This is a genomic window from Pseudarthrobacter linnaei (assembly GCF_055412825.1).
Map to the genome: position 1 here is coordinate 1 of NZ_JBVAYX010000037.1, position 23,821 is coordinate 23,821.

21 protein-coding genes and 3 pseudogenes are annotated in these 23,821 nt (G+C 63.9%); 15 read left to right on the top strand and 9 right to left on the bottom strand.

Annotated features, from left to right (window positions below; genetic code table 11):
- Positions 1 to 22: 22 nt before the first annotated feature.
- Positions 23 to 547: a DNA-binding protein gene (locus ACZYZ3_RS18795; protein ID WP_463965310.1), complete on the bottom strand. Its 525-nt coding sequence runs from the start codon at positions 545 to 547 to the stop codon at positions 23 to 25.
- Positions 548 to 819: 272 nt separating this feature from the next.
- Here ACZYZ3_RS18795 and ACZYZ3_RS18800 point away from each other — a divergent pair, with 272 nt between their 5' ends.
- The 3 genes and pseudogenes from ACZYZ3_RS18800 (at position 820) to ACZYZ3_RS18810 (ending at position 3,416) form a co-directional block, all read left to right on the top strand.
- Positions 820 to 1,470 carry a helicase associated domain-containing protein gene (locus tag ACZYZ3_RS18800; RefSeq protein WP_463965311.1) on the top strand — a complete coding sequence of 217 codons (651 nt, stop codon included), beginning with the start codon at positions 820 to 822 and terminating at the stop codon, positions 1,468 to 1,470.
- Between the two features lie 174 nt (positions 1,471 to 1,644).
- Positions 1,645 to 1,972, top strand: a pseudogene (locus ACZYZ3_RS18805) (hypothetical protein); the annotation flags it as partial.
- A gap of 336 nt (positions 1,973 to 2,308) precedes the next feature.
- A pseudogene (locus tag ACZYZ3_RS18810) lies at positions 2,309 to 3,416 on the top strand (VIT1/CCC1 transporter family protein).
- 151 nt (positions 3,417 to 3,567) lie between these two features.
- Here ACZYZ3_RS18810 and ACZYZ3_RS18815 read toward each other — a convergent pair.
- Complete coding sequence (locus ACZYZ3_RS18815) at positions 3,568 to 6,309, bottom strand: cation-translocating P-type ATPase (RefSeq protein ID WP_463965312.1); 2,742 nt, start codon at positions 6,307 to 6,309, stop codon at positions 3,568 to 3,570.
- Positions 6,310 to 6,975: 666 nt separating this feature from the next.
- Between ACZYZ3_RS18815 and ACZYZ3_RS18820 the strand changes: the two genes are divergently transcribed.
- The 3 genes from ACZYZ3_RS18820 to ACZYZ3_RS18830 all read left to right on the top strand — a co-directional run bounded on the left by ACZYZ3_RS18820 (position 6,976) and on the right by ACZYZ3_RS18830 (position 9,422).
- Positions 6,976 to 8,205, top strand: coding sequence for an MFS transporter (locus ACZYZ3_RS18820; RefSeq protein WP_463965313.1), 1,230 nt, complete (start codon positions 6,976 to 6,978; stop codon positions 8,203 to 8,205).
- 4 nt (positions 8,206 to 8,209) lie between these two features.
- Positions 8,210 to 8,569 carry an ArsR/SmtB family transcription factor gene (locus ACZYZ3_RS18825; protein ID WP_463965314.1) on the top strand — a complete coding sequence of 120 codons (360 nt, stop codon included), beginning with the start codon at positions 8,210 to 8,212 and terminating at the stop codon, positions 8,567 to 8,569.
- Positions 8,570 to 8,807: 238 nt separating this feature from the next.
- Positions 8,808 to 9,422 carry a recombinase family protein gene (locus ACZYZ3_RS18830; protein WP_463965315.1) on the top strand — a complete coding sequence of 205 codons (615 nt, stop codon included), beginning with the start codon at positions 8,808 to 8,810 and terminating at the stop codon, positions 9,420 to 9,422.
- A gap of 285 nt (positions 9,423 to 9,707) precedes the next feature.
- On the opposite strand, the gene ACZYZ3_RS18835 is transcribed toward ACZYZ3_RS18830, so the two are convergent.
- Positions 9,708 to 10,712, bottom strand: coding sequence for a TerC/Alx family metal homeostasis membrane protein (locus ACZYZ3_RS18835; protein ID WP_463965316.1), 1,005 nt, complete (start codon positions 10,710 to 10,712; stop codon positions 9,708 to 9,710).
- 103 nt (positions 10,713 to 10,815) lie between these two features.
- On the opposite strand from ACZYZ3_RS18835, the gene ACZYZ3_RS18840 reads away from it, so the two are divergent.
- The 3 genes from ACZYZ3_RS18840 (at position 10,816) to ACZYZ3_RS18850 (ending at position 12,171) form a co-directional block, all read left to right on the top strand.
- On the top strand, positions 10,816 to 11,163 hold the full coding sequence (locus ACZYZ3_RS18840) for a helix-turn-helix transcriptional regulator (protein WP_463965317.1): 348 nt from the start codon (positions 10,816 to 10,818) through the stop codon (positions 11,161 to 11,163).
- Positions 11,164 to 11,284: 121 nt separating this feature from the next.
- A complete protein-coding gene (locus ACZYZ3_RS18845; protein WP_463965318.1) occupies positions 11,285 to 11,752 on the top strand; it encodes a hypothetical protein in 468 nt (155 codons plus the stop codon).
- Positions 11,749 to 12,171, top strand: coding sequence for a universal stress protein (locus ACZYZ3_RS18850; protein WP_463965319.1), 423 nt, complete (start codon positions 11,749 to 11,751; stop codon positions 12,169 to 12,171). Before ACZYZ3_RS18845 ends, ACZYZ3_RS18850 begins: the two co-directional genes overlap by 4 nt.
- Before the next feature lie 64 nt (positions 12,172 to 12,235).
- Here ACZYZ3_RS18850 and ACZYZ3_RS18855 read toward each other — a convergent pair whose 3' ends face one another.
- The gene (locus ACZYZ3_RS18855; protein ID WP_463965320.1) at positions 12,236 to 12,538 is read right to left on the bottom strand and encodes a P-II family nitrogen regulator; all 303 of its coding nucleotides are present in this window, start codon (positions 12,536 to 12,538) and stop codon (positions 12,236 to 12,238) included.
- A gap of 5 nt (positions 12,539 to 12,543) precedes the next feature.
- Positions 12,544 to 13,605, bottom strand: coding sequence for a sodium-dependent bicarbonate transport family permease (locus ACZYZ3_RS18860; protein WP_463965321.1), 1,062 nt, complete (start codon positions 13,603 to 13,605; stop codon positions 12,544 to 12,546).
- A 160-nt stretch (positions 13,606 to 13,765) separates the two neighbouring features.
- Between ACZYZ3_RS18860 and ACZYZ3_RS18865 the strand changes: the two genes are divergently transcribed.
- The 3 genes from ACZYZ3_RS18865 (at position 13,766) to ACZYZ3_RS18875 (ending at position 17,519) form a co-directional block, all read left to right on the top strand.
- Entirely contained in the window at positions 13,766 to 14,641 is an 876-nt protein-coding gene (locus ACZYZ3_RS18865) for a DUF6671 family protein (RefSeq protein WP_463965322.1), read from the top strand.
- 81 nt (positions 14,642 to 14,722) lie between these two features.
- Positions 14,723 to 16,426: a dihydroxy-acid dehydratase gene (gene ilvD / locus ACZYZ3_RS18870; protein ID WP_463965323.1), complete on the top strand. Its 1,704-nt coding sequence runs from the start codon at positions 14,723 to 14,725 to the stop codon at positions 16,424 to 16,426.
- A gap of 493 nt (positions 16,427 to 16,919) precedes the next feature.
- Positions 16,920 to 17,519: a recombinase family protein gene (locus ACZYZ3_RS18875; RefSeq protein ID WP_463965324.1), complete on the top strand. Its 600-nt coding sequence runs from the start codon at positions 16,920 to 16,922 to the stop codon at positions 17,517 to 17,519.
- Positions 17,520 to 18,012: 493 nt separating this feature from the next.
- On the opposite strand, the gene ACZYZ3_RS18880 is transcribed toward ACZYZ3_RS18875, so the two are convergent.
- Together ACZYZ3_RS18880 and ACZYZ3_RS18885 are read right to left on the bottom strand one after the other, a co-directional pair.
- Complete coding sequence (locus ACZYZ3_RS18880; protein ID WP_463965325.1) at positions 18,013 to 18,795, bottom strand: cation:proton antiporter domain-containing protein; 783 nt, start codon at positions 18,793 to 18,795, stop codon at positions 18,013 to 18,015.
- Between the two features lie 781 nt (positions 18,796 to 19,576).
- Positions 19,577 to 19,816 (bottom strand): annotated as a pseudogene (locus ACZYZ3_RS18885) (YhjD/YihY/BrkB family envelope integrity protein); the annotation flags it as partial.
- 176 nt (positions 19,817 to 19,992) lie between these two features.
- Between ACZYZ3_RS18885 and ACZYZ3_RS18890 the strand changes: the two are divergent.
- Complete coding sequence (locus ACZYZ3_RS18890; RefSeq protein ID WP_463965326.1) at positions 19,993 to 20,457, top strand: TspO/MBR family protein; 465 nt, start codon at positions 19,993 to 19,995, stop codon at positions 20,455 to 20,457.
- Between the two features lie 866 nt (positions 20,458 to 21,323).
- On the opposite strand, the gene ACZYZ3_RS18895 is transcribed toward ACZYZ3_RS18890, so the two are convergent.
- Positions 21,324 to 21,647, bottom strand: coding sequence for an ANTAR domain-containing protein (locus ACZYZ3_RS18895; protein WP_463965327.1), 324 nt, complete (start codon positions 21,645 to 21,647; stop codon positions 21,324 to 21,326).
- Between the two features lie 98 nt (positions 21,648 to 21,745).
- Positions 21,746 to 22,012 (bottom strand): PAS domain-containing protein, encoded by a 267-nt coding sequence (locus tag ACZYZ3_RS18900; RefSeq protein WP_463965328.1) that lies wholly within the window; start codon positions 22,010 to 22,012, stop codon positions 21,746 to 21,748.
- A 563-nt stretch (positions 22,013 to 22,575) separates the two neighbouring features.
- On the opposite strand from ACZYZ3_RS18900, the gene ACZYZ3_RS18905 reads away from it, so the two are divergent.
- Both ACZYZ3_RS18905 and ACZYZ3_RS18910 read left to right on the top strand, forming a co-directional pair.
- Positions 22,576 to 22,917, top strand: coding sequence for a hypothetical protein (locus ACZYZ3_RS18905; protein ID WP_463965329.1), 342 nt, complete (start codon positions 22,576 to 22,578; stop codon positions 22,915 to 22,917).
- Positions 22,918 to 23,184: 267 nt separating this feature from the next.
- A complete protein-coding gene (locus tag ACZYZ3_RS18910) occupies positions 23,185 to 23,331 on the top strand; it encodes a hypothetical protein (RefSeq protein ID WP_463965330.1) in 147 nt (48 codons plus the stop codon).
- Positions 23,332 to 23,821 lie beyond the last annotated feature (490 nt).

Genomic DNA, 23,821 nt, shown 5'->3' on the forward strand with positions numbered 1-23,821 from the left:
GCAGGGCTCTCTCCCGCGCAGTTCAGAGCTGGGGGCCGCCGCCACTGGTTCGCTTGGCCCGGGCGGTCTTGTCCGGGGTTTCCGGCACGATACGCTGCAGGAGCGCGTCGTGCGCCTCTTGCAGCGTCTCTGCTCTGGCCTCGGCCGCGGCCAGCCTGGTAGCTGCGCCGGCTGCGCTGTTGCTGGCCTGCTGTTCGGCTGTACGTGCCTGCTCCAGCTGCGCCTTCAGCGCCGCGGCCTGGGTATCGAGCGCGGTGACCCGGGCAGTGAGCTCGGTGACGGCCGCGTCCTTCTCGGCGCCTACTTTGTCCAGATCAGCGACGAGTTCGGAGATCTCCAGTCCCAGGTCCTTCTTCTCCTGCGCCCAGAGCGCTTCCGCGGCGGCGTGCCGCTCATTGGCCAGGGCGGACGCTTCGGCCCAGCAGGCCCCGGCCAGGCGCGCGGCCTGTTCCAGCACCGCCGCCGGCGTCGCGGCAACCTGCCCGCCCGCGGCCTGCTTCTCCTCGACCCACTCCTTCAGGTAACGGGTGGCATCGGCGTTGCTCACACCCGCCGCTGCCCGCNCCGCCGCTCAGCGCTGATCTGCTCCGCAGCAGCAAACACACGGTCTTTCACACTCAACGCCAAGGCCACAACCTTAAATGTAGTAGTAGGAGTAGTAACACAACTACTACTCCTACTACTCCATGGCAATACCGCCGGCCGAAATGCCTCATCGGCTTGTCGCTTCCGCCGCTCCCGGTAACCGGGTCCGGCGGACCCGAGCGCGCGTCCGGGGCCCCACGTTTGCCCGGACGCCGTGGCAGGATGGGGTCCATTATGGACAGGCGGTTGCGGCGCGCTCCTGACGCGGAATGGGTGTTGATGTACCGGCTCGGACTGAGCCGGAAACGCATCGCGCAGCTCGTGCGCGTTCATCCCGCCACCGTCGGCTATCACCTGGTCATCGCCCGCCGCCGGGATCCGGAGCTTGAGGCCGCACACCACGCCGCTGCCGGCGCCAGAACCAGCCCCTCCCCCAGGAGCCTTGCCCGGATGGAGGAGGTCACCGCCCGGATTACGGCCGAGGGCCGGCTCCCCCGTGGCCACTCGGAGAACAGGGGTGAACGGTCGATGGCCCGGTGGCTCTCCGAGCGGCGGCGCGAAGCAGCCGAAGGCACCCTTGACCCGGTCTACCGCGACGGACTCGCACGGGTTCCGGCATGGGCCGACAACCACAGGGCAGCTGCGGACGAAGACAGGTGGCACCACCGTCTCGCCCAGCTCATGGAGTTCCGACACGAAGGCCACGACTGGCCACGCCACCACGACTATGACTCAGAGCGCGAACACACCCTCGGAGTGTGGATCCACCAGCAGCGATACAAACGCCGCCGCGGCGATCTCGACCCGGCCAGGATCAGGCTTCTGGATGAGGCCGTTCCCGGTTGGCAGGCCGGGAGAACCAGAGGCCGCCCTCCCCGCCGGTGACCGGTTCGGGTTGTGCCCATTGGGGGCAGGTGGAGCCCTCCGCACAGCTCAAAGCTGTCCCCACTGGCGTACAACCCGGACTTTGTCGGAGCTCTCCCGCATACTTAAACCAGCGACCGAGAGGTCCGCTATTTCTTCTGCGTGTGAAGCGTATATATGTTCTAAGGTTGTGTTATGGGACCCGAACAAGCCTACGAACTGCAAAGGCAGTACGCGAGGCGGGCCGGCCCGATAGGACTGACGGTCGAAGAACTCGACTTCGAGCACTTCCCGTCCCTAAAACGGCTTCCCCGGGATTCCCGTGAAGGCGTGGATCCGGTTTCCGAACTGCGCCGAGCTGGTGAACGGCGAGGTATATGCCTGGACGGCCAAAGCCGCCGAAGTGACCTGGCGGGACGGTCCGGTGACCTACCGGACCTGGGTGTGGAGTTCGGCGGTCACCCGCCGGGAAGAAATGATGACCAGAAACTTGGGAGAACGCGTAAACCGTGACAGCAGTAGCCAACCACGTGGGTCGCGCCCTGCCTTAAGGACCCCAAGGCACAGCGAAACGGCGCTGGGAGGCCTCCCGGAAGACGACGATTCGGCTAACCAAAAAACATGCAAACGCATGCATTAGGGCGAAAAGTATGGAAGACTTGTCTTATCGAAGGGGAGTAGTTCCTACCGTCCGCGTGCCGCGGACGCAGCGGCGTATCGACATACTGGCATCCTCCTACAAGTTGCCCGGTGCGCCACCCGGCCCGTAACGGCCGAGCGAGCGAGACCTTCGGTCAGACACCACTCTGACCGGGGTACCTCAAAATCAACGGGTCCGGTCAAGGGTATTGCCTTGAGGATGATCATGACCGACCTGCCCAAAACGGATACCACACCCGCTTCCCGGGGCGCCAGCCCTGCGGACCTTCGCCGCTGGCGTCAGTACCTGGCCGACGAGCGGGCCGAAGCCGGCGTGTACCGGGACCTTGCCGGACGCCGGAGCGGGGAGGAACGGGAGATACTCCTGGCCCTGGCCGAAGCCGAAACCCGGCACGAACAGCACTGGCTCAACATGCTTGGGGATAACGTCGGAAAGCCGCGCCGCGGAAGCCTCAGGACCCGTTTCGTCGGCTTTCTGGCCCGCCACTTCTGGTCCGTATTTGTCCTGGCCTTGGCCCAGCGCGCCGAAGCACGCTCACCGTACACACACGATGTCCACGCCACCGACACCATGGCGGCCGATGAACAGATCCACGAGGAAATCGACCGAGCACTTGCCACGCGCGGAAGAAACAGGCTCTCCGGCAGTTTCCGTGCCGCCGTATTTGGCGCCAACGACGGGCTCGTCAGCAACCTCTCCCTCGTGATGGGCATCAGCGCCAGCGGCGCGTCCAACGGGGTGGTCCTGCTCAGTGGTGTGGCCGGTCTTCTCGCCGGCGCCCTGTCCATGGGGGCCGGGGAGTACGTCTCGGTCCGCTCCCAGCGAGAACTGCTGGAGGCTTCCACACCGAACGAGGACGCACATGAGCGGCTTCCTCACCTGAACGTCGACGCCAACGAACTGGCCCTGCTCTACCGTGCCCGGGGCATGGCGGAAGACGAAGCGACAGCAAAAGCCGTCAAGACCCTGCAGAACCCGCACGAGAAGCCGGTCGTTACTTCCCCGGACCACGACAAGCACGAAGCCGTCGGTACCGGGTTTGGCGCGGCCACATCCAGCTTCCTTTTCTTCGCCTCGGGTGGCCGTCCTGCCCGTACTCCCGTACCTCTTCGGACTCGAAGGCATCACCGCGCTCATCGTCGCCGGCATCATCGTCGGCCTGGCCCTGCTGACCACGGGCGCTATCGTCGCGCTGCTCTCGGGCGGAGCGCCGCTGAAGATGGCACTGCGCCAGCTTGCCATCGGCTACGGCGCAGCGGCCGTGACCTATCTGCTCGGAATGCTGTTCGGAACCAGCACAGCGTAAACATCTATGGAAGCGCCGGACCGGGATTCTGCGGTACGCACTCACCTCCAGGTCAATAGTGCTTGCGGGACCTGGATAACTGGGAGTGGCTTCAGTCCGACTGCCGAGGGATCCGATGGGAGCGAACATCCATCCCGTCGGCGGGTGCCATCTAGCGGACCGATAGGGCAGATTCGGTTGCGCGGCGTCGCCGGGTGGTGAGTTTGCGCAGCTCTTCGGCCCAGAGGATGAGCGAGCCGGTCATCACGGCGGTGAGCCATTGTGCGGCGGTCAGGTCGGTGGTGTCGAACAGGCTCTGCAGGGCAGGTGTGTGGACGACGGCGACCTGCAAAACCACGATGACGGCCAGTGCGGTCCAGATGGCGCCGTTGGTGAGGGTGCGCGCGGAGAAGACAGAGCGGGCCTCTGAGCGGACGTTGATGAGATTGAAAACCTGGAAGAACACGAAGGCGGTGAACGCCAGGGTGGTGGTGCCCGCAGGGTCAATGTCAGGGAACCATGTGGGCGCGAGCAGCAGCAGGGCCAGAGTACCGGCGGTCATGACTGCGGCGGCGAGCAGGACCCGTCCCATGCGGGAACGGGTCAGTAGGGGTTCGCGGGCCGGCCGGGGCGGGCGGAGCATCACATCTGGCTCGGTGGGCTCAACACCTAGCGCCAGGGCTGGGGGGCCGTCCATGATGATGTTCACCCAGAGGATCTGCAGGGCGGTGAACGGAGCGCCGCCCGCTATGCCCAGCACACCGCAGATTAAGAACAACATGACGAAGCCCCACGAGGTGGAGAGCTGGAATCGGACGAATTTGAGGATGTTGTCGTAGATGCCGCGGCCCTCCCGCACGGCCGCGACGATGGTGGAGAAGTTGTCGTCGGTGAGGATCATCCGGGCAGCGCCCTTGGACACGTCGGTGCCGGTGATGCCCATGGCCACCCCGATGTCTGCCTGCTTGAGGGCAGGTGCGTCATTCACGCCGTCGCCGGTCATCGCCACAACCTCGCCGCGGCTCTGCAGTGCCCTGACAAAGCGGATTTTGTGTTCGGGGGCGACGCGGGCGAGCACCCCGTAACCGGAGGCACTCTCGCGCAGTGCAGCGTCGTCGAGCTCGTCGAGTTCGGCGCCTGATGCTACCTGCCCCTGGATGGATAGGGAGGCGGCGATGGCGGAGGCGGTACGCAGGTGGTCGCCGGTGATCATGTGTACCGCGATACCCGCCCGTTGGGCGACCTTGATGGCTTCGGCAGCCTCTTGACGAGGCGGGTCGGTGATTCCCACCACGCAGTAGATGATCAGGCCGGTAGCCAGTTCCCGCAGTGTCTCCCCGTCGAGCGGCAGGGGGCTGGCGCCGGGGACGCCGTCGTCCAGAGTGCGTCCTGCGATCATCAGGGTCCGTAGACCCTCATCGGCCAGCTCGTCCACGGAGGTGCGGATGTGGTGACGGTCCCCGTCGGTGAGCGGACGGGGTCCGTCCGCGCCGAGCACCGAAGCGGCACGCTCCATCAGGACACCGGGGGCGCCCTTGACGAAGATCCGGTAGTCCGCCTCGGTGGTGTCACCGATGCGGAATGTTTGCTCGTGGAAGGTGGCCTGGAATTTGTAGTCGGAGTCGAAGGGCACTTCCTGCAAGCGCGGATGGGCCTTGCGGGCCCCGTCGACGTCGAGCCCGCCCTTCTCAGCCAAAACTACCAAGGCCCCATCGGTGGGGTCCCCGACCAGCTGCCCGTCGCGCACGGTGGCGTCGTTGCACAGTGCCATGGCCAGGTAGGCGTCCGGGAAGGAGCCCGGTGCGGTGTCGTCGGGGCTGAGGACGCGTCCATCCGTCGAGTAGCCCTGGCCGGTCACCCTGAAGGCGCGGCCGTCGACGAGCAGACGTCCTGCTGTCATTTCGTTCAGGGTCAGGGTGCCGGTCTTGTCAGAAACGATGTGGGTGGTGGAGCCGAGAGTCTCCACGGCGGAGAGCTGTTTGATGATCGCGCCCCGGGCGGCCAGCCGGTTGGCGCCCATGGCCAGAGTGAAGGCCACGACGGCGGTTAGTCCTTCGGGGATCGTGGCCACAGCCAGGGACACAGCGGTCAGCAGCAGATCGTGGAGGGTTTCCCCGCGCAGCAACCCGAGAACGAAGACGATGGCCACGACCACTAACGCGACGATGGTCAGCAGCCGTGCGAGCCGGTCGACACGGCGCTGCAGCGGGGTCCTGGATTCACCGGCGCCGGCCAGCTGTTCGGCAATCGCACCCATCTGCGTCCCCGTGCCCGTGTCCGTGACGATCACTGTGCCGCGGCCCCGCGTGACTTCTGTGTTCATGAACACCATGCCAGTACGGTCCCCCAAGGCCGCAGCCGGATCGGTGACCAACTCAGGGTCTTTGTCCACAGGCTGGGACTCACCTGTCAGGGCCGCCTCAGCGAGCTGCAACTGGGAGGCTTCGATCACCCGCCCGTCCGCTGGCACCGAGTCCCCGGCCTCCAGGAGGACAACATCCCCGGGCACCAGCTCCGCCCGGTCAACCTCCTGGACGCGTCCGTCCCGTCGTACCCGGGAGGTGTCCACCGACATCTTCCGCAGGGAGGCCAGGGAATTCTCCGCACGAGCCTCCTGAACGTAGTTCAGGACGGCGTTGAATACCACCACGATCAGGATGACGACTGGCGTCTCCCATTCGCGCGAAACGAGGGCCGAGACGACCGCCGCGAGAACCAGCACGATGGTCATCTTGTCCGAGAGCAACCGGAGCATCTTCGTCCACACCGGTGTGCGGGCCGGCTCCGACAGCACGTTGGGGCCGTACTTGCTGATCCGTTCAGCCACCAGCCCACCGGGCAGGCCCTCGCCGGGATCCACGCCGAGGGCCTCCGTGACCTGGGCGGAAGAGATCGTGTGCCAAGGGGATGTCATGGGGGCCTCGTCCGCTTTCGGCTGGAGCGCGATGATGTTTGGATCTGAGATGGCAGGTGCCGACGAGGGGGACGAATAGTGCCCCCATGCGCGGTCACCTGAATTGGTGGAGCTTGTCCAATTTACTACCAGGGCGGTCTCAACGAACGGCAGGGGAAGCCCCGGCGGGCCCGCTAACAGTGACGGACCCTCGTGGCCGCGCTGGCCACGGTCCAAAGAACTGTCAGTTGGCCCGAGACACGGTCCTCCGATGCAGTAAGTCAGATGGACGGCTGTGCAGCTGACCGTTGTGAGCTGCACGGGGAGCGCCGCGGCGATTCGCGGGCGGGAGATGCAGGGGCGAACCGCGGGAGGCAAGGCGGCCAACGTCATGCCGGACGAAAGGCAGTGACAGATCTACGGGCTAGCCGGCGGGGATTCCATGAAGTCTTTGAATGCGCTGAGGGCAACTAGGACCTCAGCCGCGCTAACCATGGGTGAGGCTTTTTTGACTTCGATTCGAAGCCTACTGAGACTCTGGTGCTCCCGGCATCCAGCGGCCCTCGGGACCCGAGCGCGCGGAGTGAAGATCGGGAGCCGTTTCCGAAGAGGAGCGACATCCACTAGTCTAATAAGTGCGCAAGTAAGCACTTATTGATATATCCGTGATGGTTTCGAGGAGTCGCTTTGATTGAAGTTCTGGCCGTTCCGGCCTACCGGAAGCTGTTTTCGGCCCAGGTTGTGGCGCTCCTGGGCACCGGCCTGTTGACGGTGGCGCTGGGCCTGCTGGCCTTTGATCTGGCCGGCGGTCAGGCCGGCGCCGTTCTGGGCACGGCGCTGACGATCAAGATGCTCGCCTATGTGTTTGTTGCCCCGCTGATGGCGGCACTGGTGGAGCGGCTGCCGAAAAAGGCGGTGCTGGTCGGGGCGGACCTGATCCGCGCCGGTATCGCGCTGATGCTGCCGATGGTGGACCAGGCGTGGCAGATCTATGTCCTGGTCTTCTTGCTGCAGAGCGCCTCGGCCACGTTCACCCCGGCGTTCCAGTCCCTGATCCCGGTCATCCTCCCTGATGAACGCCAGTACACCCGGGCCCTTTCCCTCTCGCGTCTGGCCTACGACCTAGAATCGCTGGTCAGCCCCGCGCTAGCCGCAACACTTCTAACGGTGCTGTCCTTCCATGATCTGTTCCTCGGGACCGTTGCCGGGTTCCTGCTCTCCGCGGCCCTGGTGGTGACCACCCGCCTTCCTGCGGCGCCGCAGGTGCGGCAGGAAGGGACATTGTGGCACCGGACCACCCTGGGCACACGGATCTTTGCCCGCAACCCTGAACTGCGGGCCCTGATGGCCCTAAATCTTGCCGTCGCGGCCGCGACCGCCCTGGTGCTGGTGAACACTGTCGTCTACGCACGGGACATGTTCCGTGGCTCCAATGCCGACGTCGCGGTCGCCCTAGCCTGCTTCGGTGCAGGGTCGATGCTCGTCGCGCTGACCGCACCCAGGGCCCTGGACCGGGTGCCGGACCGGGTCCTCATGCGGGCCGGCGCCGTGTTGCTTTCCGCCGGCCTGGCCGGGGCGTTCGCCCTGCTCGCCGTGCCGGGGACCTGGCTCCTGCTGCTGGGCCTGTGGGTGGTACTCGGCGCCGGGACCTCGATGATCAACACCCCCTCCTCCCGCCTGCTGCGCCGGGCGGCGACCGACAGCACCCGGTCCTACATCTTCACCGCCCAGTTCTCCCTCTCCCATGCCTGCTTCATCGTCACTTATCCTGTCGCCGGCTGGATCGGCGCCGCAGCAGGCCAACCGGTGGCAGCCGCCGTACTGGCCGTCGTGGCTACAATCAGTACACTTGCGGCGTTCCGCTTCTGGCCCGCGGTATCCAGGACCGGTCCCGTGCCGGAGACCGTGGAAGGTTGAGCCGGTGGAAAACGCACAATCCGTTCCGACCGCCAGCCTCCATCACCCCGACGCACCGGATTCCCGCCGGTTGGACGCGGCCACAGCCACGTTCCGGATGCTCTCGGACCCCACCCGGCTTCACCTGCTCTGGCTCCTTGCCCGGGAACCCTCGGACGTCGGCACCCTGGTGGAGCAGACCGGAGCATCGCGCACCTCGGTCAGCCAGCACCTGGCGAAGCTGCGCTTCAGCGGCCTCGTCACCACCCAGAAACAAAGCCGCCGAGTCGTCTACAGCCTTGCAGATGGGCACCTGACCCGTCTGGTCATGGAAGGCCTGAACCACGCCGACCACAGAGTCACCGGCGAACCCGCCCACGACTGACCCGCATCGGGTCAGTGCTGCCCCGAAGAGAGCCCGACCCTGATCGGTACAGCAAAACGCCAGGGACAGCGGACCGGGTAGGGCCAGTGCCAGCCGCTGCACGACCAGCTCAGGTCCCCGCACGGAGCCGAAAACCAGAAGTGGTGCAGACGACTTCCGACATTCCGTGCAGGCGACTTCTGAAACTGACACTCGCGGTGTCACCTTAACGAACGTATAAATGACACAGGAGAAACCATTGCTTGTCGGTTATATGCGCGTCTCGAAGGCGGACGGGTCTCAGACCACGGACCTGCAGCGCGACGCCCTAGTTGCCGCCGGCATCGGCACGGAGTCCCTTTACTCGGACAAGGCGTCCGGGAAGAAGGAGGACCGGCCAGAGCTGGCCGCTTGCCTCAAAGCGCTCCGCCACGGCGACACCCTGGTCGTGTGGAAGCTGGATCGGCTGGGCCGGGACCTGCGGCACCTGGTTAACATCGTCCACGAGCTGACCGAACGCGGCATCGGCCTTAAGGTCCTCACCGGCCAGGGCGCCGCCATCGACACCACCACCGCCTCCGGCAAACTCGTCTTCGGGATCTTCGCCGCCCTCGCCGAGTTCGAACGCGAGCTGATCTCAGAACGCACCCTCGCCGGACTGGCCTCCGCCCGCGCCAGGGGTCGGAACGGCGGGCGTCCCTACAAGATGACCCCGGCGAAGCTCCGCCTGGCTATGGCTTCCATGGGGCAACCTGGCACCAAAGTCAGCGACCTCTGCACCGAACTCGGCATCACACGGCAGACCCTGTACCGGCACGTGTCGCCCAGCGGGGAACTGCGCCCCGACGGGGTAAAGGTCCTCTCAAAAAGCTAGGCATACTGAACTGATTCCGGAGCGGAGACCTTCGAGCCGGTCCGCCGGAGGATGACCGCGCCCGTCACGTGGGTGCACAGTACGCTGCCCGGTGGCGAGTGATAGTGCCACGACCGGCACTGAGCTGAGCGGGGCCAGAGGCGGCTAAGGCAGCCGGTGGACCAGCGGTTTGGATCCACTCAGCCCGTCAGCCCGTCGGCCCGTCAATCTGCTGCTTCGAACAGGGCACGTAGTGCCAGCCGTCGCTAAACTCTTCCGCCGACGGCCAACGAGTTCATATGCCGGTCAGCCGGTCGGCCCTGGATTGGATGGTTTCTCCGCTGTGAGAGAACCCGCGTGAGCGCGTGCGGTGGGGTCCCTGCGGACCTTGATCAGGCTGGCCGTTGTGGTCACTGTCAGAATTACTGCGATGACGATGAGGCTGGTGTTGGTGCTGATTTCGGGTACCCGGCCATCGAGGCCGTGGCCCCAGTGCAGGACCAGTTTCACGCCGATGAAGGCCAGGATGAGCGCCAGTCCAGTGGAGAGGCAGACCAGCCGATCCAGAAGGCCCTTCACAAGGAAGTACAAGGCCCGCAAACCGAGCAGGGCGAAGGCATTGGCGGTGAAGACGATGTACGGCTCGGCGGTGATGCCGAAAATGGCCGGGATGGAGTCGAGGGCGAATAATAGGTCGGTGCTCCCGATTGCCAGCAGCACTATGAACAGCGGCGTTACCGCGCGGCGGCCGGCGATGCGGGTGAACATCCGGCCGCCCTCGTAGTCCTTGGTGACGGTCAATGTCCGGCGGGCCACCCGGACCAGCACGTTGTCCTGCACGTCCGGGTCGGCGTTGCGGTGCCGGTAAAGCTGCACAGCGGTCACAATCAGGATCAGGCCAAAGATTAAGAACATGAAGGAAAACAGCTGGAGCAGGGCTGCACCCAGGGCGATGAAGATCGCCCGCATGACCAGAGCCAGCGCGATTCCGAAGATCAGGACCTTCTGCTGGTACTTCTCAGGAACGGCGAAGGTCGACATGATGATCACGAAGACGAAGAGGTTATCGATGGAGAGGCTTTTTTCTACGATGTAGCCGGCGAAGTATTCCGCGCCGTAGTCCCAGCCCACCTGCATCGCGAAGACCAGTCCGAAGACAATGGCCACGGCAATGTACAGAATCGATGAGATTGCGGCCTCGCGGAACTTGACAACGTGGGGCCGGGCAGCGGCCAGTCCAAGATCCAGGGCGAGCAGCCCGAGAATAAGTCCGATGGTGAGCATCCAGCGGAGTGCACTGACTTCGAGCATTTGTAGCCTTTCTTGTCCATTAACTGATAGAGACTGATTGCTTTCCTCGCGCTCCCGGCCGCCGACCGGGCGCCTGCGGGTCCAATCGACTATTGTCCTTGAAATGGCAACCAAGGATTTTGACTCAGGGACATCCGCCGTGGCCGCCGCCGAGACGCAGTGGACGTTCCTCACCAACCACGCCCACGTCCTGCTCACCATCGCCCGCGATCCGCAGATCCGCATGCGCGACGTCGCCACCCGGGTGGGAGTCACGGAGCGCGCTGCGCAAAAGATCACAGCTGACCTTGTGGAGGCCGGATATATCACCAGAGCCCGTAACGGACGCCGCAACAGCTACACCGTCGCCACCGGCCGCCCCTTCCGCCATCCCGTCGATGCCGGCCACGAACTGGACGAACTCCTCGCGGTCCTCGTCCCTGAACCCACCTCCCGCACCCTAGACACCTGAACTAAGATTCGCCAATCTAAGTTCATTGGTTGGATCATACGCAACCGCACGGGGTGGTGGGGTGGCCGGCTGCAGTGTCCTCGGCGAGGCTTTGCGGCGGCGGTTTGGAAGGAGCTCGCTCTTGATCAATCGAGAGGCACGTTTCAGACCGCAGCTTCCTGGCGGTGTTCCCGCCACCATCGCGGATTCCGCGGGGCCGGTGTATCTCATCGTCATCGTCGCTGAGTCAGGCGCTGCGGACGTCTTGGCCGCGGCGGCCACGCAGGCGCGCGGTGCCGGTGCCCGCCTGCTGATCGCCCTCGCCCGGCCCCGTTTGGGCTTCACGACGGACGCCGCCCTGGTCCGGTTCGTCACCGCGCGCAGGAAGCAGGAGATGCTCTGGCTGCAGCGTCTCGGGCATCAGGTGCTGGATCCCGCCGGGGTCACATTTGAATCTGTCTTGATGACCTACCGGTGCGGCGGCTCTGAGTCCGGGCGGACCCGCCGTATTGCCTCAGCATTAGAGCGCCTGGCCCGCGGCCGCGGTGCCATCCGCCGGCCGGCAACCGGTGCAGTTTTGGCCTCCAGCAGCAGGGAGAACCATCAGTGAGTCAGGAAAGCCTGGGTGACGGACTGAAACCGGCACCGAGCAACAGCATCGTGGTCGGGCATGATGGATCCGCCTGCGCCGACTACGCCCTGGACACGGCACTTGGACTCGCGGACCAGCTGCAGGTCCCCGTCGTCATCGTGCGGGCCTGGTCTCTCGCTGCTGCCCCTCGCCCGCCCGGCGAGCTCGTGCGGGATGTGCACACGAGGGTCGACAGATACTCCACGCTCTCCGTCAGCTACAGGGCCGTTCACGCCGGCGCCGCCAAGAGCCTCATTGACATCTCACGGGACGCCCGCATGCTGGTTGTCGGATTGCGCGGTCATGGCGGGCTCGTCGGGATGCTGCTCGGCTCCGTAAGCGACCAGTGCGTCCGGCATGCGGACTGCCCGGTCCTGGTCGTGCGCCCTCGGAGCTGAATCCACAGCACTCCGGCCACCGTTGGCTCCTTTGCCCGGTGCTGGCGGCCCGATCTGGGCGGGCCTAGAATTTCTCCGGTCGCAAAACGTCTACGTCACTCACGAATAGGATCATGGCGTAGTCCTTGTAGTAGTGCTCCTGGAGGTAGGCGCCAATCGCGTCTGCCGTCTCTTCGTCGCACACCACCTCGATGCGGATGTTGCTGTTCGCTTCCCAGCCGGCACTGCGGACGCCGCGGTGGCCTTTGCCGCGCGCGTCGGTGATGGTGTATCCGTGGGCATTGAGCCGGTCGATGTCCCGAACGAGAGTGCCCTCAAGTACGGCTTCGGTGACGACGGTCAACAGCTTGCGTGTATGGCTTTGCATCAGTCTCATCCTTTCGCGAAAGTATGTGCCCACACCGCGAGGGCGTGGTAAATCGGGATGCCCAGCAGGACATTGAACGGGAATGTGATCCCGAGCGAGGCGGCCAGTGACAGGGTGGGGTTGGCCTCGGGTACGGAAATGCGCATGGCCGCCGGGACCGCGATGTATGAAGCACTCGCCGCCAGCGTCGCGAGAACGGCTGTACCGCCGAGGGAGAGGCCCAGCACCCAGCCCAGTCCGGTCCCCACCAGGGCCGAAAAGAGCGGCATGCCAATTCCAAAGGCCATCAGGAAGGGTCCGTACCGGCGCAGGCTTCCTACCTGTGTCGCCGTAATCAGCCCCATCTCCAGTAGAAAAAGAGCCAGGATTCCCTTGAACAGATCGAAGAACAACGGCTCGATCGACGACAGCCCGTCCGGCCCCGCCGCCCAGCCGATGAGCAGCCCGCCCAGGAGCAGCACAATGCTTTTCCCGAGGAAAACCTCGTGGGCGACCGACCTCCAACGGGTCTCCCGGGACAGACCACGGGCCAGGACAATTCCCACAATAATGGCCGGCACTTCCAGCAACACCAGAAGCAGGGGCATGTGCTCTTCGAACGCGATCTGGCGGCTGCCAAGATACGCGACGGCAACGGCATAGGTGCCTACGCTTACGGAGCCGTAGTGGGCGGCGATGGAAGCCGCATCCGCTCGCTTGAAACGGCCCAGGTAACGCAGCACGGGGAAGGCCGCCAGTGAAAGGAAAAAGCCCAACGCCACCACGGCCAGCATTTGCGGCAGCAGGCTGCCGAAAGGTTGCCTGGCCAGTTCGATACCGCCCTTGAGTCCTATGGCCAGCAACAGCACGATGCTGACGAACTCGTAGATCGCAGCCGGTAGACGCAACTCCGAACGCAGCAGACCGGCGGTGGCACCGAGCAGAAAGAAAAGGATAATGGGATCGATCACGTGGTTGCTCTCTTGTTCGTTTCCAGCTTTTACGAAGTCGGGGTGCAGGGCAATGGCCCGCACCCCCAAGTTCCGGGACTGCAATCCATCCGAGGGCACCAGCATCCAGAATCCCATTAATACACGCTATTTGATTCACGATCAAAACTTCATGTATTGTATGACGTAGCATCTGCGACTGAGAGGCGGCCGTCGGTTCTTTTCTAACTAATCATGCGTACCTTTCGGGTGTGCTGCGACAGTTCCAGCAGTTCGCGCTCAGAGTGAAAGGTCAGTTATGACCAGTTTTGATTCCGGCAATTCAACCCTGATTTCCGTCTATTCCGGTGAACGGATTTCTCTGCTTACCCAGCATGGCAAGGAGCGGGTGATCGCCCCGGTGCTCGAGCGTGCGCTCGGCTGCCGGCTCGAACACGTCACGGGCTACGACACAGACCTGCTCGGTACTTTCACCCGTGACATTCCCCGCGCCGGCACACAGCTCGAGGTTGCGCGCAGGAAGGCGCAGGTGGGCATGGAAGTGTCGGGATTGCCGCTGGGTATCGCCAACGAGGGCTCGTTTGGCCCGGATCCATACACGGGGATGTTCCCCTGGAACATCGAACTCATGATCTGGATCGACGGTGAGCGCGAGCTGGAGGTCGTTGGAATAGCCGAAGGCAAGACGAACTTCTCCCACCTGCTGACGGCGGACTGGGCGGAGGCCCAAACGTTCGCCCGTGAATCGAAGTTCCCCGAACACCATCTGGTCGTTCGCCCGGACGGCGGGCACGACCCCCACATCCGTAAGGGAATCGCCGCCTGGCCCGAGCTGGAGCTCGCCTTTTCGACGGCGCTGGCCCGATCGGCCGCGGGCAAGGTTCTTCTCGAGACAGACATGCGTGCCAATGCCAATCCGACGCGCATGGAAACCATCCGTTTCGCGGCCGAAGACCTTGCACAGAAACTTCGCTCCAGATGTCCGTCCTGCGGCGCCCCGGGATTCTGGAAAGTGGAGCGAGTGGCAGGGCTCCCGTGCGCGGGCTGCGGCGAGCCAACGAGCGAGACCCGCGCCGAGGTTCATGGATGCCTCACCTGCGGGCACCGCTCCACCCGCGACGTAACCGACCCACCACGCGCTGACCCGCGTTTTTGCGAATATTGCAACCCTTGACCCTGCCCAAACCTCGACGCGTCCCATTGCCCAAAGCGTTCAGGGCGATACGTAGCTTCAAATCAACACCGGAGGAAAGATATGCAACCATCACAATTAGTGGACCTCAAGCCCCGCAGCCGGGTGGTTACCGACGGCATTCATGCGGCCCCCGCGCGTGGCATGCTCCGCGCTGTGGGTATGGGGGACGATGACTTCGCCAAACCCCAGATCGGCGTGGCAAGCTCCTGGAACGAAATCACTCCCTGCAACCTGTCCCTGAACCGTCTCGCCCAGAGCGCCAAGGAAGGCGTCCACGCCAGCGGGGGGTTCCCCATGCAGTTCGGCACCATCTCCGTCTCGGACGGCATCTCGATGGGCCATGAAGGCATGCACTTCTCCCTGGTCTCCCGCGAAGTCATTGCCGACTCCGTGGAAACCGTGATGCAGGCCGAGCGGATCGACGGCTCGGTCCTCCTCGCCGGCTGTGATAAGTCCCTGCCGGGCATGCTCATGGCAGCCGCCCGCCTGGACCTGGCCAGCGTGTTCGTCTATGCCGGCTCCATCATGCCGGGCTGGGTCAAGCTGGAGGACGGCTCAGAAAAGGAAGTCACCCTCATCGACGCCTTCGAGGCCGTCGGCGCCTGCGCCGCCGGCAAGATGAGCCTCGGCGACCTTGACCGCATCGAGCGCGCCATCTGCCCCGGCGAAGGCGCGTGCGGCGGCATGTACACCGCCAACACCATGGCCTGCGTCGGCGAGGCCCTGGGCATGTCCCTGCCCGGCTCGGCCGCTCCGCCCTCGGCAGACCGCCGTCGAGATCAGTTTGCGCGCAAGTCCGGTGAAGCGGTGGTCAACCTGCTGCGCCTCGGCATCACCGCCCGCGACATCATGACCAAAAAGGCGTTTGAAAACGCCATTGCCGTCACTATGGCCTTTGGCGGCTCCACCAACGCTGTGCTGCACCTGCTGGCCATCGCCCGCGAGGCTGAGGTTGAGCTGACCCTGGAGGACTTCAACCGGATCGGCGACAGGATCCCGCACCTGGGGGACCTGAAGCCGTTCGGCCGCTACGTCATGACCGACGTCGACAGGATCGGCGGCGTGCCGGTCATCATGAAGGCACTGCTCGACGCCGGCCTGCTGCACGGTGACTGCATCACCGTCACCGGCAAGACCGTCGCCGAAAACCTGGCGGCGATCAACCCGCCGGACCTGGACGGCAAGATCCTGCGCGCGCTGGACAATCCGATCCACAAGACCGGCGGCATCACCATCCTGCACGGAAGCATGGCGCCGGAAGGCGCCGTCGTGAAGAGCGCCGGCTTCGACGCCGTCGTCTTTGAAGGCACCGCCCGCGTGTTCGAACGCGAACAGGGTGCACTGGACGCGCTGGACAAGGGCCTGATCAAGGCCGGGGACGTGGTGGTGATCCGCTACGAAGGCCCCAAGGGCGGCCCCGGCATGCGCGAAATGCTTGCCATCACCGGCGCCATCAAGGGCGCCGGCCTGGGCAAGGACGTCCTGCTCCTCACCGATGGCCGCTTCTCAGGCGGCACCACCGGCCTCTGCATCGGCCACGTCGCACCGGAAGCTGTGGAGGGCGGACCCATCGCCTTCGTCAAGGACGGCGACCGCATCCGTGTGGACATCGCCGCCCGCAGCTTCGACCTGCTGGTTGACCAGGCCGAGCTCGATGCCAGGAAGGTTGGCTGGGAGCCCCTCCCTGCCAAGTTCACCAAGGGTGTGCTCGCCAAGTACGCCAAGCTGGTGCACAGCGCCTCCACCGGCGCGTACTGCGGCTAAATCACAGGCACCCATCTCCAGTCCACGGACAGTGACTTCGCTGAGAATCAGCCGAGGACTCGTCGGCTACTACAAATCATTCAAGACGACCTAGAGCAGCTCGGAACTTTCCGTTCCACTCATCGCACTACGACGCACCAGCACCTTGCATCCCCAGGTCCCGTGATCCTCTGGACACCCTTCCAGTAGGTCGGGCCTTACAACGGACAGCAAAATCTGCGGCCGCGCGGGGCGGGAACTGTATCTGTCGGGGGCGCACGTGGATCCTCGACATTTGCCCCAATCGGAATAGTTGTCGCTCAGCCTCCGGATTGCACCCACGGGAACCCCAACTGGGGACGAGTGCAGGGGACTTCAGAAATTCCGTGCAGACCACTTCGGAAAATGACACACGAATCGGCGAAACGCCGCGTAATCCGACTGTCCCGTATGTTGTTCCAAAACCACCGCCACAATCCCCTGTCACAGGGATAACTTTCGGTACGGTTTAGGCATGGAGATTGGTTATGCGCGGGTATCAACGGTGAAGCAGGACCTCACCCGGCAGTTGGATGCCTTGACGGCCGCCGGCATTGAGCCGATCTTCTCGGATAAGAAGTCCGGCGCCACCACGGATCGCGTGGGACTTCAGGACGCGTTACGTCACGCCAGAGCCGGCGACGTGCTTGTGGTTCACACGCTGGACCGGCTGGGGCGGACAGTGCGGGACACCTTAAACCTGGTCCACGACCTGAAGAAACGCGGCGTCGGTGTCCGCACCCTGGCTGATCCCCTGCCGATCGACACTTCCAACCCGGACAGCCCCATGGCGCAGCTGGCCGTTGTCATGCTGGCACTCTTCGGAGAGATGGAACGGACCTACGCGGCCGAACGGGCCTCGCATGCGCGGGCGGTGGCATCTGCCAACGGGCGGCGTACGGGACGGCCTTCCGTGATCGATGCCGACAAGCTCGAACACGCGGCCCTGCTGCGGGACAAAGGCTTCTCCATGAAGGAGATCACCGCGAAGACCGGGCTGAAACGCACCACCCTGTACCGGCACCTGCCACCACGCTCCCCCGCCACTGACCTGGTAACCACTAATGCCATTTAATACGGACACGTTGAACTATGCCCTGACCTTTGGCGGAACGTTGGTCGTGGCGCTGCTGATGTTTATCGGGCAACTAACCGCGGTGGGGGTTCTTCTGGTTCTTGCCGGGATTACCCGGCTGACGGCGTACCCCATCCAGGCAATCGCGCGATCATTCAGGAGACCTGACCAGCCATGAGAAACAACCCAGTCATTCGGTGCCGCACCTGCCTTCGCACCACCCAAGCGGTAACAGAATGCCGCCAGCAAGCGCCGAAGTACACAAAACTGGGAGGCTTCCCCGGGATGCAGGTCAGCAACGGTCCTTTCGGGGCACGAGCCGCGAGAGCGGGTCTGTGTTGGGTGACCGTGATGCCGTGCGGCAGTTGGCCGTGGTGACCTCCAGGACCTGCTCTCCACCGCGGAGACAGTGTTCTACGACGTCAACCGCCGTACCCTCATGTTCGGCACGACAGCCACCGGTCACACCTAAAAGCCGCATGCCCCTGAGGCGTTAGACCGGGGTCGTGAGGGCGTTCTTCGGGTCACCGGTGACCTTCGCGGCGACGGCACGCCGTTCCTTGTCCAGGTAACGCATTACGGGGGTGGCGCTGACCCCGTGGAAGTCACGACCAGCCCGGCCATGGCCCAGATCCGCTCGTCTTCCACAGCGAAACTTCCTTCCTGCAGCGCGTAGGGCAACGTAGTACAGCGTGCCGATGCCCCGGACGCCGAAGACGGCGATCACGGTCCGTTCATGCCCGCCCGTCTTCCCTCCCAGCATGCCCAGCCATCCACTCAGGGACCGAATCACCAGCAGGAAGGCCAGCGTCAGCACTGCTTCTGGCCAGCCGACAGTGTCGAACAGGCCTCGAGCGATCGCGCCTCCGAGCAACACCAGGATGGCGACGGTCAGCAGGCGTTCGATCTGCTCCACAAAGTTGTGCAGGATACGGTGGTAACCGTGGGTTCGTTCCGCGGCCCGCACGGTGCAGGCGCAAACGAAGACGGCGATGAAACCGTAACCCTCGATGACCTCGGCGATACCGTACGCCAGGAAGGTGGCGGCCAGGGCCACAAATCCTTCCGCGTGCCCAGACAGGCGCAGCCGTTCGGACTTGACCGAGAAGAACAGCTTCCCCAGCGCCCAGCCCACGGCCAGTCCGATGAATACCCCGGCTGCGATGCGCCAGAGGAGGTCCAGCAGAATCCACTCGCTGAGCCAGGCCGCGGGGGCGAGCCCGGCCGTGCTGATGGCGATGGCGGGGTAAACAAAGGGGGAAGGCCAGCCCACCATTCAGCCCTGCTTCTGAGGTCAGCGAGAACCGGGTCTCGTCGTCCTCGGTGACATCTTCGCCGTCGGCCGGTTCGCCCACCTGCACTTCCGTAGCCAACACCGGGTCCGTGCGCGCGAGGGCGGCGGCCAGCAGGACGGACGCGGCCACCCCAGCCCCAGCACCGCCCAGCCCAGGAAGCCGACGGCCAGCATGGACAGCGGCGTGGTAATGCCCAGCAACCGCCACGTAGAGGCCCAGCGCCGCCAACCCACCGGGCTGTTGAGCGCCAAGCCGGAACCCATGAGAGAGATGTTCACGCACACCTCGGTCAGGTGCAGCACCACGCTTCCCTGGGCCATCTGGTCCGGATCCGGAAGATCGCCCAGTAAACAAAAAAGCACTAAAGCCGGAGGCGAGGAAAACCATCGGCATGCAAATGGGAACCTTCCCCAGTAACCGCGGCAGCAGGGCCGCGGCAAGGGCCGTGACGCCGAGAACGGCGAAAATCAGCCCGGCCGCGTCAAGCACGAGGTATCATCGGAGCCGTTTCATAACGCCAGCGACGGCGCCTTGCCTCTTGACTTGCCAGGCCTTCAGCACACGGCTGACGATAACCGAGAACAAGGCAACCAGTAGTTTTTTCATAGAGTCCTCCTGAGTGATGTGTCGGCCGGCAATTCCTGGTCGTACCGTGAAGACAGGAATCCAGGAGGGCCGTTCGGGATCAGGTGTCATCCATCTGCTTGCGCCGCGGAGTGGAGTGTTCCCGTCCCGCCGCTTGGGCTGTTCGGCGTCGGCGTCGCTGTGTTGTTCGCGGAGTTCCCGCCCCTGCTGGATGTCTTCCTCTTCACGGGCATGCAGCTTCTCTCTTTGTTTGGTGTCGCGGGGCGGGAGCTGGAGGGTTTCCTCCGCCTCGATGCCGGCCTGCAGCTGGCGGCCGCGTTCCATCTCGGCGTCGAATTCGGCACCGAACAGCAGGGACATGTTCAAAATCCAGAGCCAGAGCAGCGAGACGATGACGCCGCCGATGGCGCCGTAGGATGGCTTTCGTGACCCGCCTGCAAGGATTCGCGGGCAAAGCAGGGTCCCGGCGCAACGTCCGGTTTGACGGCCGCCGCCGAAATGACCAAGGTATAGCGGTGCCCGCGAAACCTGAACAACCCATCCCTGCCCTGCAAATGCCAGCCAAGGCGGGCTTAGGCCATCAGATCGCGGCCTTGCTGGGCTTTCTGGCCCTGTCCCACACGGTGTCTTTCCTCGGCTCGCTGGCCATCATCGCGAACGCTCACGGCTGGTACGCCACAGCCAACAAGGCACCCTGGACACCGCCGCACTGGGTCTTCGGGATGACCTGGACGGTGCTGTACACAGCAATGGCCGTAGCCGCCTGGCTCGTATGGCGCCAGTGGTCCGTCCGCCGCGGGCGAGCGATGATGGCCTACGGCGTCCAGCTGGCCCTGAATCTGGCCTGGACACCAACGTTCTTCGGCATGTACCCCATGCTCGGAACCGCTGCACTATGGCTGGCATTCGTCATCATCACAGCCCTGGCCCTCGGAGTTGGCGTCACAGTTCTCTGCTTCGGCCCCATCAGCCGGGCAGCCGGGCTCCTGTTGCTCCCTTACATTTCATGGATCATATTCTCTGCCAGCCTGAACCTCTACGCGGCAACCACCAACTAACCCGAATCCCCAGGGCAAAGGCCCTACCCTAGTTGGCATGGCGGACCGCCGCAGAGCCTTCCAGGCGTGTGGTGACCTTTTCCCCGCGAGCTCGGCCACAACTGACGCAGGAAGTCAACCGAGATTTGCCAGCTCCGCCGCGTCAAGGACCGCCTGAATGCTGTGCCGGGATATTCCATGAGCGGACTCAATTGCTCTTCGCGACAGGCTTTGATTACGCAGCTGCAACACCAGCTTCGCTTTGATCTTCCGTACCATTACCGGTACTCCTTCCACCATGTGTCCGTCACATGGTGGAAGGAGCTTTTCAGGTGGTGCTCAACCACACCAACGGTTGTGCTCAACCACGCCAGTCGCGCTACCGGGCGATGGGGCTTACCCGCACCACAGGTGGAGCCCACAGAAGCCAATATTCAGTTCCCTCCCCAATGGCAGCACTGTTATCGCCGGAGTCACCGGAGTGGCGGGCTTCGTGCAGATGATGCTCAAGCTTCTCTTCAGCATCCCGTTGGCGTTGACCCACTGTGCGCATCTGCTGCGTCGTCGGTGAACCTGCGAAGCCGTCCTGATAACGCTGTTTTCGCGTCTTTCATCCTTTTGGGTTTTGGCTGTTAGTTCAGAATGGCGGGTTTTCACAGCTCGATTGGGGTTAGATTTCCTCAGGCGGAACCGGCGACGGGAAGCCCCGCACCGGCTAAGTAGTTGGTCTTGACGCTGTTGAACACTCCTTCCGGGCTCTCGGGGTCGTGCTGCCCTCCGCCTGCTAACCAGATCCAACATTTTCCAAAAACGGTGGATCGTATTGAGATGGAATGCGTGATCTTCCCACCAGAAGCCTTCTGCACTAACCAGTAGTCGGCGGTTACCTAAGCTAACCCCTCACGGGACGTGTCCTGGCGTACCGCAGTGGTATGAGCTGTGGGGCGTTGAAGGTCATGGATGAACGCAGTGAGCGCGGCCGCGTTGCGGGCGTCTTCGGCGAGGCCGACAAGCTGGGAGGCGAGGACAGCCAGTTTCTTGTTGGTGTGGTTGCTGTGGACACAGAGCAGAGCGAAAGCTGCATCGGCACCGATGCTGAGCCGTCCCATAAGAATGCCCCGGGCTCTTTCGATGACGGCGCGGGCGCAGACGGCTCCGGCGACGGCATCCCTGGTGGCCCGTTCAGTTTCGGCGCGGACGGTTGAGGTCAAGTCGACCATGATTCCCGTGATGGAGAAGAGCCTGCCGTTCGCGTCGAAGACGGCCTCCCCGGTAGTCAGTACCTTATGGTCGCGCTGGTGGGAGTCAATCAGGCGGTGATAGCTGGAGAAGTACCCCCGACCTCGGCCAGGTCGGTGTGCAATTCCCGTAGTTTTGCCCTGTCGCCGGGGTGCTTGTGCGCCAGGACGAGCTCAACGGTAGGCACGACCTCTCCGCGCTGGTATCCGTGGATCCGGTAGAGCGCATCGGACCACACCACCACCCCGGTCACGGCATCGATGCGAAACGCCCCCGCGGTGCAATCGCTGGCCTCCAGCGCGCTGGAGTACGTGAACATACTGTCAAAAATACTCATACCGGTCGCACCAGTCCGTGCGGGAGCCTCCCAATCTAAACCCGAAAGACATGTTCCCATCGTGAAAAAGCTCGAACGCTCCGGTCATAGTTACCCCTCTGGACGCCCGGCGGAAACCCCAGGGCGACCTCATCAAATCCAAAACGCGGCGCTGCGCCCCGGCTGGCCCGATAACGGGAGAGGGCGTACCCCATGTGACCCCAGCCACACCCACCCCCAACGGTACGGATAAACCCGTATACGGGCGAGTATGCGGTTGCTGGGACCGGCCCCTACCTCGCATGTTTCAGGAGGCACTGCGGAGCTGATGGATGACCCGAACCCGTGATGCAACAACTCTTCGCGTCTTCATAAACGAGGACGCTTTCTGCCCGCCACGCTTAGGCTCGAGTGCCCGGCCACGGGCCATGGACCCACTTCCGAGCCCCGCGACTGTCCCCCGGTTCCGAAGACTGCGGTAGCCTCTGACCTAGCAGATCGAGCAACCGGCCTCCTCATACCCCCTGAGACCACCGTTAGCTCATGGCCGGAAACGTTGTGTCGACAGTTCAAAGGCAGGCTCCGTGGAAGACTTCACCGATACAAGCACCCTCCCTCTGTCTATCCCCCCGGTTAATCCGATCTTGTACGAAGATCCGCTGCTTTCCTCCGTGCGCGCCCCTGAGGTGACAACAGACGTGTCGGAGGTTCGCGAGCGGCTGCTGGCCGCGGTGGTGATCAGCATCGGCGAGGTCGAGGCCGCAGAGTGGGCACTTGACCAGGCGAAAGCAACGTGTGACCTACAGATCGCTGCCGCCCTGGCGTCGGGCGTGCCGGTCGAGAAGGTTGCGGCGGCGACCGGACTAACTGCCTCAGCTTTGTCCGCGTTCGCTGGGAAACAGGACCAGATACGCCTGGACGTCTAATCCAGATCCCCGTCTCAGCCGTCGGAAGCTCGACAAGAAGAAAGACTCACAGGACAGACAATCCGTGCCGGTGCAGCACTCCGCTGACGGCGGGTTACCGGGAGACATCGGCCGCTTCTAGCCCGGGAGCATCAGCCGGAACCCACAGGGACACTCCAGAACCCGGATTTCGAGGTACACGCTCGATGTTCCGAGCTCTTCGTCGCCGGCGGCAGGGCTGTCCAGCCGGATTCCTCCTGACGCGGTTTGTTGCATCGACTGCCCGCAATGGATGTACTCACCGCTGAAGATGAGGACATCGTCTCGTCCTGCAGCGAGGTTCGCGGCGCCGGCGAACTGACTGACGTCGGCTACGTGGTCATAGGACAGGCCGCACGCGGTGCAGGTATAGGACACCTGCAGTGCACCCTCTGATACCGGCCATAAAGGCACGACGGAACTGATGAACAACTGACGGTACGTGCCGCAATGGAGGCACCACAGTGGGTGCTCCCGGGGATCCGGGCCGAGAGGTCGACGACGTCCTGGTTTGTTCGACATGACTATGTCGCCGGACGGCCTGCGCGGAGGAAGCCGGCCAACGCCAGGCCTATCATCCGACGATAGGCCTCTAGCACGCCGACCCCATGGGTCAGTGCAGTCCCTGTCAAAACCGGGGGCTGTTGCTTCATCGAGAAATTGTTCGGGTGCGAGGCGGCCATCAGGGGCAACCTTCCGCCAGCTGCAGTGGGTGCCGCCATTCGGCTACAGCGGCGCATCTTGACGGTCCTGCAAGCGACCGGCAAGGCTGGCTCCGATCTCCACGCAATCGGGCTCACCTCGAATTTACCTACGGCACCCACCCGTGTCGAGAGAATCTGGCAGTCCAGCCTCATCGTTCCCAGACCCGGAACCACTTCTCCGG